Source organism: Vibrio fortis, from assembly GCF_024347475.1.
In the GTDB taxonomy this organism is placed as follows: domain Bacteria; phylum Pseudomonadota; class Gammaproteobacteria; order Enterobacterales; family Vibrionaceae; genus Vibrio; species Vibrio fortis.
In genome coordinates this window covers 43,198-61,345 of the sequence record NZ_AP025487.1, presented here as the reverse complement: position 1 = coordinate 61,345, position 18,148 = coordinate 43,198, and the positions used below count along the sequence as shown (strand labels likewise).

The 18,148-nt window shown below is 44.5% G+C and carries 12 protein-coding genes; 6 read left to right on the top strand and 6 right to left on the bottom strand.

The features are described 5' to 3' along the window. The first annotated feature begins 312 nt into the window (after positions 1–312). The 4 genes from OCV50_RS00260 to OCV50_RS00245 are packed head-to-tail and all read left to right on the top strand — an operon-like array spanning position 313 to position 5,168. Positions 313–1,605, top strand: a complete 1,293-nt coding sequence (locus OCV50_RS00260; protein ID WP_261903383.1) for a serine/threonine protein kinase — start codon at positions 313–315, stop codon at positions 1,603–1,605. 2 nt (positions 1,606–1,607) lie between these two features. After that, positions 1,608–3,044: a chromosome partitioning protein ParA gene (locus OCV50_RS00255; RefSeq protein WP_261903382.1), complete on the top strand. Its 1,437-nt coding sequence runs from the start codon at positions 1,608–1,610 to the stop codon at positions 3,042–3,044. Further along, on the top strand, positions 3,044–3,616 hold the full coding sequence (locus OCV50_RS00250) for an ECF-type sigma factor (protein ID WP_239842168.1): 573 nt from the start codon (positions 3,044–3,046) through the stop codon (positions 3,614–3,616). The genes OCV50_RS00255 and OCV50_RS00250 overlap by 1 nt, the downstream gene beginning before the upstream one ends. Before the next feature lies 1 nt (position 3,617). Beyond that, positions 3,618–5,168, top strand: coding sequence for a hypothetical protein (locus OCV50_RS00245; RefSeq protein WP_261903381.1), 1,551 nt, complete (start codon positions 3,618–3,620; stop codon positions 5,166–5,168). On the opposite strand, the gene OCV50_RS00240 is transcribed toward OCV50_RS00245, so the two are convergent. Beyond that, positions 5,165–6,034: a hypothetical protein gene (locus tag OCV50_RS00240; protein ID WP_261903380.1), complete on the bottom strand. Its 870-nt coding sequence runs from the start codon at positions 6,032–6,034 to the stop codon at positions 5,165–5,167. The two genes, OCV50_RS00245 and OCV50_RS00240, sit on opposite strands and share 4 nt — an antisense overlap. A 224-nt stretch (positions 6,035–6,258) precedes the next feature. Between OCV50_RS00240 and OCV50_RS00235 the strand changes: the two genes are divergently transcribed. Together OCV50_RS00235 and OCV50_RS00230 are read left to right on the top strand one after the other, a co-directional pair. After that, positions 6,259–8,553 (top strand): hypothetical protein, encoded by a 2,295-nt coding sequence (locus OCV50_RS00235; protein WP_261903379.1) that lies wholly within the window; start codon positions 6,259–6,261, stop codon positions 8,551–8,553. Between the two features lie 238 nt (positions 8,554–8,791). Beyond that, positions 8,792–11,014: an Ig domain-containing protein gene (locus OCV50_RS00230; RefSeq protein WP_261903378.1), complete on the top strand. Its 2,223-nt coding sequence runs from the start codon at positions 8,792–8,794 to the stop codon at positions 11,012–11,014. Between the two features lie 92 nt (positions 11,015–11,106). On the opposite strand, the gene OCV50_RS00225 is transcribed toward OCV50_RS00230, so the two are convergent. The 5 genes from OCV50_RS00225 to OCV50_RS00205 all read right to left on the bottom strand — a co-directional run bounded on the left by OCV50_RS00225 (position 11,107) and on the right by OCV50_RS00205 (position 17,787). Continuing rightward, the gene (locus tag OCV50_RS00225; RefSeq protein WP_261903377.1) at positions 11,107–12,129 is read right to left on the bottom strand and encodes an SPOR domain-containing protein; all 1,023 of its coding nucleotides are present in this window, start codon (positions 12,127–12,129) and stop codon (positions 11,107–11,109) included. Positions 12,130–12,316: 187 nt separating this feature from the next. Next, positions 12,317–13,255 (bottom strand): ABC transporter permease, encoded by a 939-nt coding sequence (locus tag OCV50_RS00220; protein ID WP_239842163.1) that lies wholly within the window; start codon positions 13,253–13,255, stop codon positions 12,317–12,319. Between the two features lie 2 nt (positions 13,256–13,257). Continuing rightward, complete coding sequence (locus OCV50_RS00215) at positions 13,258–14,235, bottom strand: ABC transporter permease (protein ID WP_032551023.1); 978 nt, start codon at positions 14,233–14,235, stop codon at positions 13,258–13,260. Between the two features lie 176 nt (positions 14,236–14,411). Then, a complete protein-coding gene (locus OCV50_RS00210; protein ID WP_239842162.1) occupies positions 14,412–15,965 on the bottom strand; it encodes an ABC transporter substrate-binding protein in 1,554 nt (517 codons plus the stop codon). A 94-nt stretch (positions 15,966–16,059) separates the two neighbouring features. Beyond that, a complete protein-coding gene (locus tag OCV50_RS00205; RefSeq protein ID WP_261903376.1) occupies positions 16,060–17,787 on the bottom strand; it encodes a dipeptide ABC transporter ATP-binding protein in 1,728 nt (575 codons plus the stop codon). Positions 17,788–18,148 lie beyond the last annotated feature (361 nt).

The window sequence follows — 18,148 nt, the reverse complement described above, 5'->3', positions numbered from 1 at the left end:
TAATACGAAACAAACTCAACTTGAGAGCAATTTAGATAAATCACACCAATAAATAAACCACGCAACATTAGCGAAACTTTGGTTTATCGCCTAAAAATCAACCGATTAAGTTTGGGGAGAAGATCACACACTGGTGGTTTTTGCACCACCTCTCAAAAATGCGACTCATTAGCTCATTTTTTCATAACTAATTGACAAAAATATCGAAAAAACATCGAAAACTCTTATAGAATGCCTGAATAATAAAAGACATAAAAAAGATCAGTTGTGCAAAATAAAAGCAGTGGCTCCACTGAGGTTTTTTATCACCTCATGGATCTGTCAGAGAAAGAAAAGAGCCTTTACTTAGAGCAACTAAAGGCTAAACAACCCGGCTTATACCAACAAGTTCTTCCACTCATTAACGAAGAGCCTTCAGAGCAGATCACATCGCTGTTCGGCTTTCACGCACAACAAGCAACAGAGACAGAACTCGACCTCACCAATATGCTAGTGGACAAGTATCAAATCTCTCACGAGCTTGGTCGTGGCGGTATGGGCATTGTCTACGCAGCAAGTCGAGCAGACCGAACTTTTGAGCAAGACTTAGCGGTCAAATTCATCCAGCCAGCCCTTTCACACATTCTTGGTGAACACGCTCTATTCCAAGAAGCGCAGCTACTCGCACACCTCAACCACCCTTGTATTGCTAAAGTTTTTGATGGTGGTGTGTATCAAGAGTCGGTTTACATCGTAATGGAACGTGTAGAAGGGGAAACACTCTCGCTACACTTACAGAATCGTTCGTTGAGTGAAAGGCAGAAACTGAACCTCTTCAAAGAAGTGTGTTCCGCCATTGAACACGCTCACCAGAAACAGGTGCTGCACGCAGACCTTAAACCAGAGAACATCTTAATTGATCCACTGGGTTCACCTAAGATTCTGGATTTCAACCTGACTCAAAAGGTTAAGCAGCCAACGCCAAATCAGGGTACCGATACTTCTCTGCTCACCGCTTATAGCAAGGCTTATGCAAGCCCAGAGCAGGCTGCCGGTCAATTTTTGACGCAGCAAAGCGACATTTATTCACTAGGTAAGATTCTAGCGCTGATCTTCGACTCTTCATCCAACTTGGATATCGATCTTATTGTTGAGAAGGCAACACACCATGAGCCTTATCGACGCTATGCCAGCGTAGGTGAATTGCGCCAAGATATCGTCCGTATGTTGGAGTGTCGCCCTATCTCGCTCCGAGAGAAGCACCCACTCCATACCCTATCGAAACTACTAAAGCGTCGCCCAGTACAGAGTGCCCTGACGATTCTGTTGTTGATATCAGGTACTACCTTTTCGACGGCAATCTTTAATAAGAATCTACAACTGCAGAAAGAAAAACAGGTTGCGGAAGAGATGATGTACGAGGTCACGAGTCTGCTATTTCATGCCAAAGGCAGCGATGCCGCCAAAATGTCGGTGGGCACCATGCTCGAATTGACACGGCGCCGAATACTTTCAAACCCAGACTTACCAAAAGAAGTTAAGCAAAAAATGTTATTGGCGATGCTAACGCCAGCACCAGAAAAATCCGTCACTCATAAAAACAAAGCAAATTCATCTAGTAACTGATTATGAAAAAAGCTCTCCTAACCTGTTTTGCAACATGCGTTGTCAGCCTGACTGCGCACGCAGAGGATAACCCACCTCTAACGGGGTACTTTATCGACTCTCCAGTTTCGGGGCTCTACTACGAGACCAGTTCTAACCTTTCAGGCACCACCGATAAAGGCGCATTCCAATACAACTCAGGTGATATCGTGAGCTTTTTCATTGGCACCGATAACTCGGGTTACCTGCTGACTACCCTATCAGGTCAAGAAGTCATTACGCCGACTTTGTCATCGACTCGTCCAAGCCGCAGCATCAATATGACGCGCTTACTGCTGTCACTCGATGACACGCCGGAGCACCGTGATGAGATCATCTTAGCCAGTAAAGTGCTGTCTGACGTGGAGTTCCAAAAAAAGCTTAAGAACCTAGATTTAAGCTATCTCGATGCTCAAGACCTCGGGATCGATTTGGTTTCCGTTAAAGAGGCAGCCGAGCACCTCAATCAAAGCCAGGAATACATCAAGAGCAACTTTGCGTCTGATGAGATCATCTTCTCACCTAAAGATAAGGTGCTGCATAACGTCATCATCGCCAAGAAAGACTATGCCGGAAGAGCTTGTTTCTACGATCTCGCTCACCACGCGAACCCTAAATATAAAGGCCCAATTGGCGAGCTGAGCTATCAAATTACAGACAGTGAGTTGATCCAATTCCCAGGAACGGGTGATTACTTTAATGGCTGTAATCTACGCCCATACAACACCCCTCAAGAAATCATCAGAGAGCCACTCTCCGTGGGTGATGGCTGGACCGGCTTTACCAGTTGTGCGCAAACGGGCTGCACGCGCCACGATCTCAGTGGTTTCTCCATTGAAGACTACAACGATGAAGGGGACTGGAAGTATCGTACTGTCGCTTTGGACTTCGATACAGAGACCGAACTCTTGATGGAGAAAACCCAAGGCTTAGGTCAGAAGGAACACATTCGCCATGCCAACAAGGGTGAGATGATCTGGTTCACCTACACCAATGAGCGTGGCAATAAGATTCCTTATGAGGGCATCTGGCAACATACTCAATATCAGCACGCTGATATCCTCACAGAATGTCTACTGGTTAAGGATCAACGTATTCTTTTAGGTCCAACCGAAGGTGAAAGCTGTCCAACAAACCACCAACAATACACAAAAGACGTGACTGAGAAATTCGGTGACATGTGGTGGTTGAGCAACCCAGAACCGACAGCATCTCTCGCTCAAATGAATGTTGGCGTTCGCTGGTACGATTCCGTCCCTCAGCAGCATTTCACTGCTTGGGAATATCTACCTGCAGGTAAAAACTGGGACCAAGGCATTCTCTACAGGTTCAAACAAAAAATTTCGCTAAACCCAGATAAATCTCATAATATCAGCACCCTATCTGTTTCTGAGTTTTCTAAAGTGAGGTCTAACAGCTAATGGCAACTGCAACTCCAGATATCACACAGATCATCCACCAATGGCAATCCGGTAACAAAAGCGCCGAAGCAGACTTGTACCAATTCGCCTACTTACAGCTTCGTCAGATCGCCCAACAAGAGCGTACTCGAAGTGCACAGAAATACGGCACCGATAACCAAGTGCTGAGCGACAGTATGAATAGCACCACTGCGTTAATTCACGATGCCTATCTGAAAATATCGTCTTCAGACCTGCAATCGATCGAGAACAAAAAAGATTTCTTTTTGATGGCGGCTAAGGTGATGCGCCAAATCCTAATCGATAACGCTCGCCACCTTCAGGCGCAAAAGCGTCAACAAATGACCATGATTAGCGACAATGATGGAGATAAGTTTGAGCAGTTCATGATGATGGACAAAGCCATTGACAGTTTCAGCATTCACTACCCTCGCCAATCTCAGGCACTAAAGCTCAAGTACCTAATGGGCATGCGAAATCGTGAGATCAGCGAACTGTTAGAGTGCAGTGCAAGCTTGATTGAAAAAGATCTCAAATTCTCTCGTTGTTGGTTGCAAAGCAAACTGGTTTAACATGAAAAAGCGCCTCTGTTTCTTGGTTGTCTCTGGCTGCGGAGCATTAGTTCTGCTGCCACCTTGGCTTGCTTCTGAAGAAGTGAATGCACCCCGTTTAATCGGAGGTGACTCGTTACTCTCAGTCAAACAAACTGCTGCTGAAGGCGCGCAGACCGCCGCGAACACTCAGCCTACGCAAAGTCGTACCTCATCAGCAACGCTGATAAAAAGCAAAGCCGAGACAACCCCGTCAGAGGTTTCATTCCCAGCGGCTACTTTCGAAGCCCAAAAAGATCGATTTGAGGACCCTGCTGAGAAATTTTACAGCGATACCGAAACCTTAGTTGTCGCTGATGACAAAGACCGTGCCGATCGCAATCAGAAACCACAAGTCAACTCAGCGGTACAGCAAAGTATTCAACACGAAATCAATCAATGGTCCTTTATCGAAAACTCTCCGATTAACTACTCGATTGATGTGACAGGCTTATTTGAAGACCCTGATGATGACTTACTGACGACACAGATTGCCGTTAATCATCCGAAGTTTTCTGTTTCAAACCTCGGCGGGCGGACAAGCGTCCAAGGCACCCCAAAAGTTGGAGAAGCACCTACTCAGCTGATTGCTCGCGCTAAAGATGATTATCATGGCTCAGAAGAGGAAGCTTGGGTTACCACCCACTTCTCCCTTCCATCCATGTATTCAGGTTTAGAGGATGATGGCTTGCACCCTTTGATTGGCGAAACTTGGTATCGACTAGAGACTAACCATCAATTTGCTGGCAAGACGTACAACTATGAAAAGGTCTACTGCGAGGCGTTTAAGTTTATCAATGACGAAGTGTTTTTTGCCTCTTCAAGCAACTTAACCACCTGCCCGAGTGAACACGAGCTGCGTAAAGTTGGGGGGTACTATGTCGATGGTAATACCTTAGTTGTCTCTAGCAATCAGTCGATTTTTGACACCGACATGCGCTGGAAAATTTTAGAGACCTACCCAAGTCACCCCACCTTCACGACCGCTCATGTGACACAAGTTAAAATGGACAATGAGTATGAAACCTATACGGTGGCGTCGAAAGCGCAAATAGAGCAGCGCATAAACACCGTGACAGGCTTAGAAGCGCTACAACTGACACCGCTCAACTACATGTATCTTGCCAACGATGGCCGCTATTATCTTGGCTGGTATGGCATGCATATTGGCAATTACCAACTACATAACCCTGATTGGCCAGATCGAATGGACGGCGACCTCAATGTTCAATCCTACAACACTACGGTGATTTGCGAAGATTTACTGAGTAAGTTCGAACACTACTCAGTTGGCGGACAAGGGGTATACGGCGACATCATTGGTCAAACCATCGGCGAAAACTTCGAACCTATCGAGTGTGGAGAGCAACCCCTGGGCCATCTTCAGTACTCTTATTTTGATGTTGATTTCTTAGAGTTCGATGAGTTCAAACATGGCGAAGTATTTAGCATCATACTCCGCCCCAAGAAAGAGTGGCGTCATAAGGTTGAAGAGATGAAACTCAACGTTCGATACCTAGATCCTGACGCTTAAAAACTCCACAACGCCTGCAAGCCGGTACTAAAAGTAAAAGTGTCGGCTTCAGGTAATGTGGCGTGTTTTTGCTCGGTAACATACTCGGTACATTTTCCATCAACCATGGTTTTACAATAAGTGGTCGTTACGGTTTCAGTATCAGATTGAAAGCGTTTCTCGTAACCAAACATTGCATACCAACCCAGATGTAAACCCGGTCTCAGTTCATAGCTCACATTCCCTTCTAACGCAGCTCGATAGCCAAAATCGTAAAAATCGACGCCTTCAAACTGGGTATTTGATGTGATACTCCAAACAGGTAAGCCAAACGTCGCTTTACCACTCACATGCCACTTATCACTCAAATATAGACTGCCATCATCATAGGCAAGACCGACATCTATAAAGATATCAGTCGAGGTTTCCTCCCAAGTACCATAGAAATACTTGTTACCATCAGCACTATAGTTTTTCACGCCATAACGAGTGAAGGTTTGATAAGTCAGAGATGGGCCACCAATCACACGCCAATTATCTTGCAACTTGTAATGCAGCTGTATATTAGTTGCGGTCTTCAGGTACTCCATCTGATTCTTTTGAATAGAGGCTCCATTATTAACCCACTCTTCTTTCGAACTTTGTGGCGAGAAAGACGCCAATGCATCGATAGAGAAATCGAAATCATCATTCACATAATACAGCCCGCCGGTATTCAGTATCGGGTTGGTCACCGTTACATCCGACTTTAGCCCTCCAAAATGCTCTTGGTAGGTGACATTCTCCAATCCAACTGTGAAATACGAGTAGCCATACTTATCATTATCATGCGTTTGCTGAGCCATTACTGTAAACGGCAACAAGCTCAAACCGATCCACTTTTTCATTTTAATATACACCTAGTCAATTCGGGGCAGCATGCTATTGAAATTAGAAATCGATTTGAAGAGCGAACGAGCAAATAAAAATCAAATAAATTTTACGGTTTTTTTCTGCTTTTACGTGTGTTGAAAAAGCGATCAATCCCAAGTAAAACATTCACCCGATTAATATAAGTCTCAGAAAATGAAACAAATAGGGCTTGGCTAGAGCTCTCTACAAAGGATATGAAATGAAAAAAGTTAGTTTACTAGCAGCGTCAGTGGCTTTCGCTCTAACAGGCTGTGGCTCAGATAGCGACAGTTCAGGTGCAGCACCAGGTGGTGTAGTGATTACTGGTTTTGATGGTTACTTTAATCAAGCAATTGCCTTCCAGGATACAAACAACAATGGTCAGCTTGATATCAATACACTTGGCACTGAAGGAGCTGACCTTGTATTCGGCTTAACTGATACTAACGGTCAGATCACCGTACCAAGCTCTATTGAAGGCGCTCTAGCACTACAAACTCTTACTCCGGGCGGTACAGTTCAACAAGCACTTATTGCACACAATAACGATGAGTTTGAAGTTGCTGGCAAATACACGATCGACATGGACCACCCATCTCAAGCTATGGCTCATGAGCTTGTGTTCCGCGCACCGACATCATCGAAAGTTATTTCACCAATCACTGACCTAGTGGCAATTGAAGCTGAAAAAAATGGTGGTGATCTAGAAGCGGCGGAAACCGCAGTAAACGTAGCTCTTGGTGGTACCGATTCTGAGCCTGTAGCACTTTACGATGATTTTGTTGAAGGTGACGATGCAGATGCAGAACTGCATAAAACCGCGCAAATCCTAACTGAGTCTAAAGCAGCTAACCCAGCGACATACGAAGACAAGGCGAATCAGTTTGCAAACAAAGCTGATGACGTGGTTGATGGTATGAGTCCAGCAGATCTTGAAAACAATAATGTTAAACCTGTAATTATTGATAACGGAACAGGTGAAGCTCTTGACCCTGTTATAGTTACCAATGAAAAGCTAGTTGTAAATACATCTATTTATGACACTGCACAAACAGAAATTGATGAGTTAGATCTTCAAGTTGGCGACCCTCTGACTGAAGAGTTTATTTCTCTTTCAAATACTCAAGGTAACCTACTTTTTTCAGATGCAGACTTAACCGAAGGCACTAATGTAGATGTAACTATATTAGAAAATGCTGCACTAAAAGAAGCAGGTATTTCAGTACAACTAAGTGGCAACAGCCTGATGATCTACTCTAAAGGTGTTGAAATATTGAAGAGTGGTAACTTCGCTATCGAACTTCAAGCATTTGATACTAACTCAGAGGGCGAAGTCTCACAGAACCCTACAAGTGCAATCTTTACTCTAACTATTGCTTCTGAAAATTCACTACCAACAGTAACTCCTGGGGCTGACACCGCTCTACAAAATGAAATAGATAGCGACTGGTCGTTCCAAGTTGGTACTCCAATTTCTAACATGACTCTGGATATCACTAACCTATTCACAGATGAAGAAGGTAATAAGATCCAGTTTGGTACAAAACCTCGTCTATCCACCGCATACCTAGAAAGCGGCATTGAAGCAACATACTCTGACGACTTCACTACAATCACTCTATCAGGTACTCCAACAAAAGTAGCAAACAAAGGCACTTTAAGTATCGATGCTACTGATGAGTTCCACAGTGAGGGCGAGTGGGAGACAGTCACTCTTAACCTACCTGAAATAGAAGAAGGCGCTTCACCAGAACCTACACCTGGTGAACATGTTCTTGAAGACCAATTCCTGCACTTCGTAGAACATGGTGATGGTGATCGAGATTACATGTCAGCATGGTGCGATACTGTATATCTCGATTCTAAAACTAAGGTTATGTACTGGAATATCCGCAATGACAATAACAACTGGGAATGTACGTCAGAAGATCTTTCATTATTTGAAGCCGGTCCAACCTACACTGTGAATGCGGATAAAACCATCAGTTTCGATGGTATGACCTTAGATGTAATTAGTGAAGATATATACGGCGACAACCTTGATCACTACTTTGTATCTCTCGATGAAAATGGTGACACTGAACTGTATTCTTATTACCAGAATGCGGTAGCTGTAGAAAACATGATCTACCAGCCTGTTATTGAAGCAGGATGGAAGACTCGAATCGTTCATACCTATGTGGAAGGTAATGCACAAGAGTTAGATGTAAGTGCAGTTGTGCAAGAACACTCAGAAAGCTATGTAGCAGCAGAAATTCACATTGGTGATATGAGTTGCGATCAGTTTGAAGCTATTTATCCGGGACATAACATGTATGTATCCGCAAGCAATGGTCAAGGATTCTGGAACTTATCTGTTATAGATGACTTAAAAGATCCAGAACAGCCTGGTTGTTACATAAAACGTAAGCCAAACAGTGGTGAAGCTTTAGAACCTGGCCTCTTCTCTATCCAGTTCAAAGCAGATAGTTCAGATGAAGCTGAAACCATCGTCTTTAGTTTTAACAAAGAGTAATTAGGCTGCTTTATCTAAACCCCGCAAATGCGGGGTTTATTCATCACAAAAATACAATAATCCGCAACACATTCACCTCAAAAATCACCCAATATTTCATTCAATTTTTATAAGATTCTTTACGGGTTTTTCTTCATTTTCCGTATCTTGAACCACAGTCATCTACACGGTAAAACCTTGCCAGTTTTTATAAATCACTTCAAATAAATACAGATTTCACTCGGTAAGGATGAAAAGAATGAAGAAGGTTAGTTTACTAGCAGCGTCAGTGGCTATTGCACTCTCAGGTTGTGGCGGTTCAGATGGTGGCTCATCAGATGGCGTAGCTCCAGGCGGTATTGTGATTACTGCAATCGATGGCTACCTAGAGAATGCACAAGTTTGGGTTGATACTAACAACAACCTAAAACTAGATTCAGAAGATAAACAACTCGAGAGCAACACCAATGCAAACGGCGAGATTACTCTTCCAAATGAGTACAAAGACAAAGCCGTTTTCATTAAAGCTATTGCTGGTCAAACAATCGATAAAACTCGTGGCTTAGTAACATCCGACTTCGACCTAGCAGCTACAGCAGGTGCTACCGTTGTTAGCCCAATGACCAATATGGTTGTTGAGCAAATGGAAGCTGATAGCAGCCTTACTCTAGAGCAAGCACAAGAAAATGTGGTTAATTCTGTAACCGAATCTGGTCTTGAAGCTTCTAATGAGCTTATCTTTGGTGACTACATTGCTGACGAATCGCAAGAAGCTGAAGCACTTAACGTCATCGGTGAAAGTCTAGTTGATAACGCTGAACTACCAGTAGAAAAGCAACTTGAGCTAACTGACGCTATCGCTCAAGAAACAAAAGAAGTGATTGATAACGGTGAAAATCTAGAAGACTTCTCGCCTGTTATCGAAGTTCCTGAAGATGGTAGTGCTCCCATTGTCACGCCAAACTCTCGACCTGTACATGACCAAGCTGATAGTCAGTTGAACCCTATTGTTATGGTTAAAGGAGATGCTTGGGCTCCTATCAATGCATCGCAAAACTTTAGTGATGCTGAAGGTGATGTTTTAACTTATGAACTCAAAGAGCTCACAGGAAAACTAAACGGCCTAATCATTGATAAAGTAACAGGTGTCATTAGTGGAACCCCTGAGACTGTTGGTGAATTCAATTACCAAATATTCGCGAAAGATGAACATCAATCACTATCTTACCCTCTCAACCTCAAAGTAACTGTTGAAGCAGAAAATACAGCACCCGTTCTAAATAAAGATGAAGAAGCCCGTCTTCAGAAGGAAGAGGTAGAGACATGGTACTTACAAGAAGGTGAGGCTTTCTCTCAAACTCTCAATATCAGCCAGCTATTTAAAGATGAAGATGGCTCGATTGAGGGGATTAGAGTTGGTTTAGGTGGTGTTGTTGATGGACTTTCTGTTGATACAGATAGAGAAAACATGCTCGTCACTATCCATGGCACTCCAACTACATCATGGAATCAACATGGCAAACTAACAATTAGCGTTCGAGATAATGACAACGCTTATTCAGAAGATGCCTTATTTCTAATGCCTCACGTATTAGAAGGAGCTCCTGTTGAACCACCAGTACCAGAACTCGGATTTACAGAAGCACACTTCAATAACCAAGAGTGGAAAATGGGTAGCTTTGCCGACAATGACGGTGAAATCGGCTACGCATCACTTGCTAAAGACGAGCACGGACTAATGTTCTGCTGGGGCTCGAATAGCGATGAAAACTACTCAGGTAACATGAGTGACGCACTTGATCAATCGGGTAATAGCTACGCACCTTTTGTTAAGCTAGCCGAGCTAGATAAGCATAATGACTACATGTCACATCAAGATAAAGACTGTATGGATGTGACACTCAATGACGGGAAAATGATTGATAAAGAAGGCAGTATCTACGAGATGCTTTATCAACATCAACCAGAAGACAATGAATACCAGATTATCTTGAAAGTAAATCAAGACGAACTATTCTGGCTCGATTCAACTGCTTTAACATTTGCACAAACTTTGCCAGCTTCTGAAAAAATCATCTCTGGTTTCACTGACTTCGATCTTACAGTTGAGGCTGGAGAGGAATTCGATCCAGAACTTGACGGCTACCCGCTAACGTATGCTGCTGGTCAATTTGTATATGCTGAAAACTCATATGACTACAAGTCAATCAAACCTACAGGCTTCGAAACGCCAGGAAACCTGAGCTACGAGCTTGATAGCTTTGGCCGTGAAGGAATTGTACTAGAAGAAACAGGGGCTGACTCTGATTACAAGACACGCTACCGCTACATCCAACGTGAGTTTGGTGATTTCTACATTGGGGTAAAATGGAGCGAGGAACCACAGTGGAACTACGTATCTGCTCCTGAGTTCGGCCTGTATTCATACGACCAAGAATCAATGGAAAAGGTGATCGACAAACTTCCACTAATCCAAGACTAAGTTCAACGAACTAACAACAAAAACCCCAGCCAATCGCTGGGGTTTCTTTTATCTGGACCTTTTGGCCTACAGCAGCTCAAATACTCTTAGAGCTACTTCACACACATCACGTTAAGAAGTGATGAGCCTTTAAGTTGAGTGACATTGCCATTGGTAAACAGGCCTTTCTTTTGTGCGCCCCAGTATGGCAGATGCATTGGCCAGTCTTTCTGTTCCATCACTTTCGAGTTCAAAATGGATTGCCAATCTTCTTCACTCAACAGCTCCATGCCTAAACCATTACAGGTCTTGCTCGCTTGATCGTAATCCAAACGACTCCAAGGCTTACCTTGCTCCATGTAAAACTGTTGCTTGCCATCAAGAATGTAAGGAACAGAGTAAGTTTTACCAGAGACAGAAGCCGTCAAGCGAACCTCTACCTCAGCATCATTGCTGCTTTTTGAGTTATCAGGAAGTGATTGAATCGCCATCGGCTCAACAGCCGATTTGCTCGCTGCTTTAGGAGTTGGAGCCTTCGGCGCTGGTGTAGAAGCTTTAGCAACAGTTGCCGTCGCAGGCGATTTTGGTGCAGCACGCTCGATAGGTTGTGCTTCTACTCGAGGCTTCGGTGAAGACGCTTTATCCGCTTTTGCAGTAGCCGCAGTAAGTGGCGCTACATTGGTTGATTGAGATTTATCGACCATACGGATGAAGGCTTCTTTGTAGCCCGGTACCTTACGAACCTGAAGCAGCTCTTTGCGTGCATCCGCATAGTTGGAGTATGGACCAATCAAGCACCGGTAGTTACCCTGCTCTGGTTTCATCCATACATTGGTCGATATATTCTTATAGATGGGTTTCGCTTTCTCTAGCGGCAACGGGTCGTTAAGCAGTCCACACTGAACCCAAAATAGATTGCTCTCTGAATGGGTTTTAGGTGCTTTATTGCCCCATACCCCTTTACCAATAGGACAAGAAGCTTCTAGTTGAGGCAGTTGATCTGTACTGGCCTGAGTAGCATCACAAAGAACCGACTCCGCCTGCACATGACCAGACAATGATGCCCCAATCGCGAACAGCGCTAAACCCAAACCTTTCCGTGAACCACGACATACTGCATTAATTGTCACTTTCATACCCATCACTCAACCCTCAAGGGTAAAATTATTACCGACACAGTGTCGATAAAAAATGAATTCCATTTTAGACATTATTGACTACATCAATAACTCATAGTTCCTAAACTATAAGCAAAAAAAGAGCCGTAATTGCTTACGACTCTTAGTTTAGTGAGCTTTTTTATTAAAAATCAATCGCTCGGGATCAACCTTTGTAGATTTTCGGGTTAAATACGTCGCGTAACCAGTCACCAAGCAGGTTAATCACTAGCACTAACGTTACCAATACCACACCTGGGAAGGCAGTAATCCACCATGCACCAGAGAAAATGTAGTTAAAGCCAATGCTGATTAAGGCACCAAGCGATGGTTGGTCAACTGGAAGGCCAAGACCTAGGAAAGAAAGTGCCGCTTCTGACATGATGGCATTTGCCACCTGTACCGTAGAAATAACCAAGATTGGAGATAAACAGTTCGGCAAAATGTGGCGGAACATGATTCGTGGAGCTTTAAAGCCCATCACACGCGCCGCTTCTACATACTCTTTCTTCTTCTCTGCTAATACCGATGCACGAATGGTACGCGCATATTGTGGCCATTCCGCAATACCAATGATCACCACCAGCATGACTACGGCATACTGCGCATAGAAGTCACTACCAAAGCTCGCCTTAAAGATAGCCGAAACAATGATCGCAACCATCATGGTTGAGAAAGAGAGCTGAACATCGGCAAAACGCATCAGGAAGCTATCGATACGACCACCGAAGTAACCCGCTGACAGACCGATGATGATACCCAGTGTTAGCTGAAGGCCTACCGCTAAGAAACCAATCGTTAGTGACAAACGAGAGCCGTAAAGCATGGTCGATAGAATATCACGACCTTGTTCGTCCGTACCCAATAGGAAACGCTCATCGCCATCTTCCATCCATGATGGCGGTAGCTCTGAGTCCATGATGTCAATCGACGTCACATCATATGGGTCCATCGGCGCGAGAATCGGTGCAGCCAAAGCCATCACCAAGAATGCGGTAAAGACAGCGAAGCTGAACATCGCCACTTTGTCACGTAAGAAGTAGTACAGAATGTCTGACTGCTTAAAGCGCTCCCAACGAGATGGAGCTGTTGTTGATTGTTCCATGATTATGCTCCTTTCCCTGTAATGTTCACTGTTGGGTTAATGATGCCGTATAGCAGGTCAACAATGGTGTTGGTTACTACGAAGATAAGACCAACGAAGATAACGTATGCGGTAATCAGTGGTGTATCCACTCGGTTAATCGCTTCAAGGAATAGGAAGCCGGTACCCGGCCACTGGAATACTGTTTCAGTCAGGATGGTGTAAGCCACCATTGTACCGATTTGCACACCACCCACGGTTAGTACTGGTAGCATGGTGTTTTTCAGTGCGTGTTGGTAGTAGATCTTGTTCAGTGCTAGACCTTTCGCCTTACCAAACTTGATGTACTCAGAGCTTAGAACTTCTAGCATCTCAGAACGAACTAGACGGATGAAGAGCGGTAGCATGATAGAAGCCAGTGCAATACTTGGTAGAACTAGGTGTGCAAGGCCATCTAGCGTAAAGAAGCCCGACTCCCAGCCAAGCCAGTTAGCGGTTTCACCACGTCCATAAGAAGGCAGCCAGCCAAGCTCAATAGAGAAGACATACATCAGCATAATGGCCGTTAGGAACACCGGGATCGAGATACCGATACTACTGCCCGCCATGACCAGCTTGGTAAAGAAACTTTTTGGGTGAATCGCCGAGTAAACCCCAAGTGGGATCGACAAACAAACAATGATAAGCGATGCACCAAACACTAACTCAAGTGTGGCCACCAGCTTGTCTAAGATAACGTCAACTGCAGGACGCTTAAAGAAGTACGAAGTACCAAGGTCACCCTGTAGAGCCGCGCCTACAAAGCGAGTGTATTTTGTAATGAAGGGATCGTTGAGGCCCAGTTCATCACGCAGCGCTTGACGCTCCGCTTCTGAAACAGACTGACCTACCAACTCACGTAACGGGTCGCCCAGGTTATCCTGAATGGCAAACGCCACCAAACTGATCACAAACATCACTATCAGTGCCTGAAACAGGCGCTTGACCAGAAACGTAAACATTCCTTGCCCCTTATCTATCCATGACTATCTAGTTAAATCCGTAACTAGACAACAAATATTCAGTCTTAAAAAAGGTATCTAGCCAGACTGAAGGAAGACTAAATACCGAAACTTAATAGAACAACTTAAAAAAGCGAGAGCCTGAACCAACAGGCTCTCACATCTAGCATGCTAGATTACTTTACAACTAGGTCGCCGAAGTAAGGCATAACCATTGGGTTAACTACGTCAGCAGCACCAACGTTAGACTTCGCGCCCCACGCTTCACTTTGCCAGTGTAGCGGTACGAATGCAGCGTCGTTGTATAGTGTTGCTTCAACGCCTTTCAGCATCACAGAACGTTTAGCAGGATCTGTTTCCGTGTTTGACGCTTCTACGATCGCATCCATCTCTGGGTTAGAGTAACCAGAACAGTTGTACTGACCACGACCAGTTTCTTCGTTACGAGTCATTGTTAGGAACTCGTTGAAGTTCGCTGAATCTTCTGTATCTGAGTGCCAGCCGATCATCATCATGTCAGCTGAACATAGGTCAAACTCTGGCCAGTATTGCGCTTTAGGCATTGTCTTCAGGTCAACCTTGATGCCAATCTTAGACAGCATAGCTGCAGATGCTTGAGCAACTTTCGCATCGTTCACGTAACGGTTGTTTGGTGCCATCATTGTTAGCGTGAAGCCATCTGCGTAGCCCGCTTCTTTCATCAGCTCTTTTGCTTTCTTAAGATCGTAACGTGGCACTAGCTCCTCATTGTGACCTGCGTAGCCTGTTGGGCTTTGCTGACCAGCAGCGGTTGCGAAGCCTTTCATGATCTTCTTAACGATACCTTCGTTGTTGATTGCGTGAACAATCGCCTGACGAACGCGAACGTCTTTAAGAGCTTCGTTGCTGTTTTGGTTCATTTGGAACGTGATGATACGAGTACCAGGTAGCGTCACAAGGTCGATGCCTTTCGCGTTCTTAACACGCTTGTGATCGTTTGGTGCTACTGGGTGAATCATATCTACGTCACCAGAAAGAAGTGCTGCTACACGCGTTGCGTCTTCTTTGATTGGTACTAGCGTTAGGTTATCAACGTTACCTTTTGTCTCTGTGTCCCAGTAATCGTTGAAACGTTTGAACTGAACTTTTACGCCCTGCTCACGCTCAGTAACGATGAATGGACCTGTACCAGAAACGTTAGTCGAAGCGAACGAGTTACCGTGCTTCACTAGCTCAGACTTATCTTTGCCATCTGCAGTCTTACCAGAGTAGAACTTGCTGTCCATTGGGAAGATGTAAGTCGCTGTTTGTAGTACTAGTGGGTAAGCCGCTTTAGATACTAGCTCAACTGTGTAGTCATCTACTTTTACCATCTTCTCGTATGGTGTGAAGATAGACTTAAAGTCTGGAGATGCTTGTAGACGTTCGAAAGTCCACACAACATCGTCAGCTGTTAGTTCGTTACCAGAGTGGAATTTCACACCCTTACGTAGGTTAAAGCGGAAAGTCGTTTCATCAACACGCTCCCAGCTAGATGCTAGGCGGCCTTCAAAATCCATCTCTTGAGTGAAACGTACTAGAGGGTCAAACACCATGTGAGACATTTGCAGTGTGCCACCAGACAGCTGCTCGTGCGGGTCAAGTGATACTGGGTCAGCTGCGTAGCCAACGGTAATATCTGCTGCTGCTGCACTAAAGCTTAGGCCAGCTGCCATCAAAGCGACTGCTAATTTGCTTTTCATGGTTTTCATTTGCATAACTCCTTCATGCGGGAATCCAGATCCCTAGTTGTTGTATTTGCGTCTGTTTTATTTTTAAAGCAGGCTCAACCTCACCCGCTTACATTTATACCGCGGCGTTAGCCACTGCTTTTTCTTCTCGTAAGCCCGTAAATTCAGGCATTAAAGAAATCAATTGTTTGCTGTACTCATGCTGAGGTGATTGGAACAACTGCTCGGTCGGCGCGACCTCAAGCAGTGTACCCATCTGCATCACACCCACGCGGTCACACATTTGACGAATAACCGGTAAATCGTGACTGATGAACAGCATGGTTAGGTTTAGCTCATCCTGTAGGTCTTTTAGTAGGTTAAGAATTTGCGCTTGAACCGACACATCCAGTGCCGACGTTGGTTCATCACAAATCAGAAGACGAGGACGAGTTGCCAGAGCACGAGCGATAGAAATACGCTGACGCTGACCACCAGAAAATTCATGTGGATACTTAACACCAGCCATCTTACCCAGACCTACGTGATCTAAGAGATCGTGTACGATCTGACGCGTTTCATTCTCGTTACGAGTTAGTTTATGGAAACGGATAGGCTCTGCAATGATGTCGAATATCTTCATTCGAGGGTTCATTGATGTGTAAGGGTTTTGGAACACCATCTGCATCTGACGACGCATTGGGCGACGCTCTTTCTCAGATTTAAGTCCCGTAAGGTCTACGCCTTCAAATGTTACCTTACCCGAGTTAGGAGCATACAGACCGGCAATCACACGTGCGATTGTTGATTTACCTGAGCCAGACTCACCTACTAAACCAAACGTCTCGCCTTCATGTACCTCAAAGCTCACGTTGTTTGATGCTTGAACATACTCGCGGCGGCTTTCAAAAAATGAATCTTTAGTAGTAAAACGTAGGTTTACGTTTTCAACATTCAGTAGTGGGCCAGTGTATTCGCGATGATCTTGGCTTTGACCTAGCCAGTGGTTCTTAACGTCCAGAGGCTCCATCTCGTGCGCTTCTTCGATGTAGCTCACTAGAGGGAAGCGATCGAGTTTACGATCTGAACGCGGAACCGCAGAGATCAAGCTGTGTGTGTATGGGTGCTCAGGAGTACCAAGGACTTGCGCCGTTGGGCCAAACTCAACTAAGTCACCGCGGTACATTACCGCGACGCGATCGGTTACGTTGGAAACCACACCCATATCGTGCGTTACCAACATACAACCTACATTCTTCTTGATACACAATTCACGAATCAGACCTAGGATTTGGTCTTGGATCGATACATCAAGTGCTGTGGTTGGTTCATCAGCAATAATAAGATCTGGCTCACCCGCCAGTGCAATTGCGATAACCACACGCTGACGCATACCGCCGGAGAATTGGTGAGGGTACTGCTTAAGACGGTTTTCAGGTTGAGGAATACCAACCTGATTCATTAGATCCAGAGCGCGTTGATAAGCCTCTTCATCAGAAACCTTCATGTTAGCGTGAATCGTCTCTTTCAGTTGCTGCTCAACGGTGAAAAGAGGGTTAAGAGATGTCATCGGGTCTTGGAAGATGAACCCGATCTTTGAACCGCGTACTTTACGCATATCTTCAGGTGATAAGCCTGATACTTTCTCACCATCTAAGAAAACTTCACCACTCGCGATGCGACCTGGAGGGCTCAATAGATCAATAACTGCGTTACCAACCGTTGACTTACCAGCACCAGATTCCCCTACTACACCCACGATCTCTCCGCGCTCAATATTGAACGAGAGTGATTTCACCGCAGCGTGCACACCATGACGAGATGGGTATTCGATACGAAGATTTTTTACTTCTAAAAGTGACATTACCAGACCTCTACTGCTTTGGCAGCTTTCTGCCCTGTCTGCAAAATTGAATCCATTCTTACCAGAATAATGTTCTGATATTTTATACGGTTCACAATTTGGCAAATAATTCACAGAAAAGCAACAAAAATAGGATAAAAAGTCGACATTAAACGTCAAGCAAGTAAAAACACCATATAATTATTCACCAAACAAGCATATAGTAAGAAGAAATCAGTATTTATTCCCTGTCAAAAAAGCTAAACAAATGCCTTTATTCATATGCATGTATAAGATTTACAGACCGCCAAAGCATATTTTGTCTTTAGTCACTTTATTTAAATAATTATTCCACACAACACTTAACAATATAGAAACATAA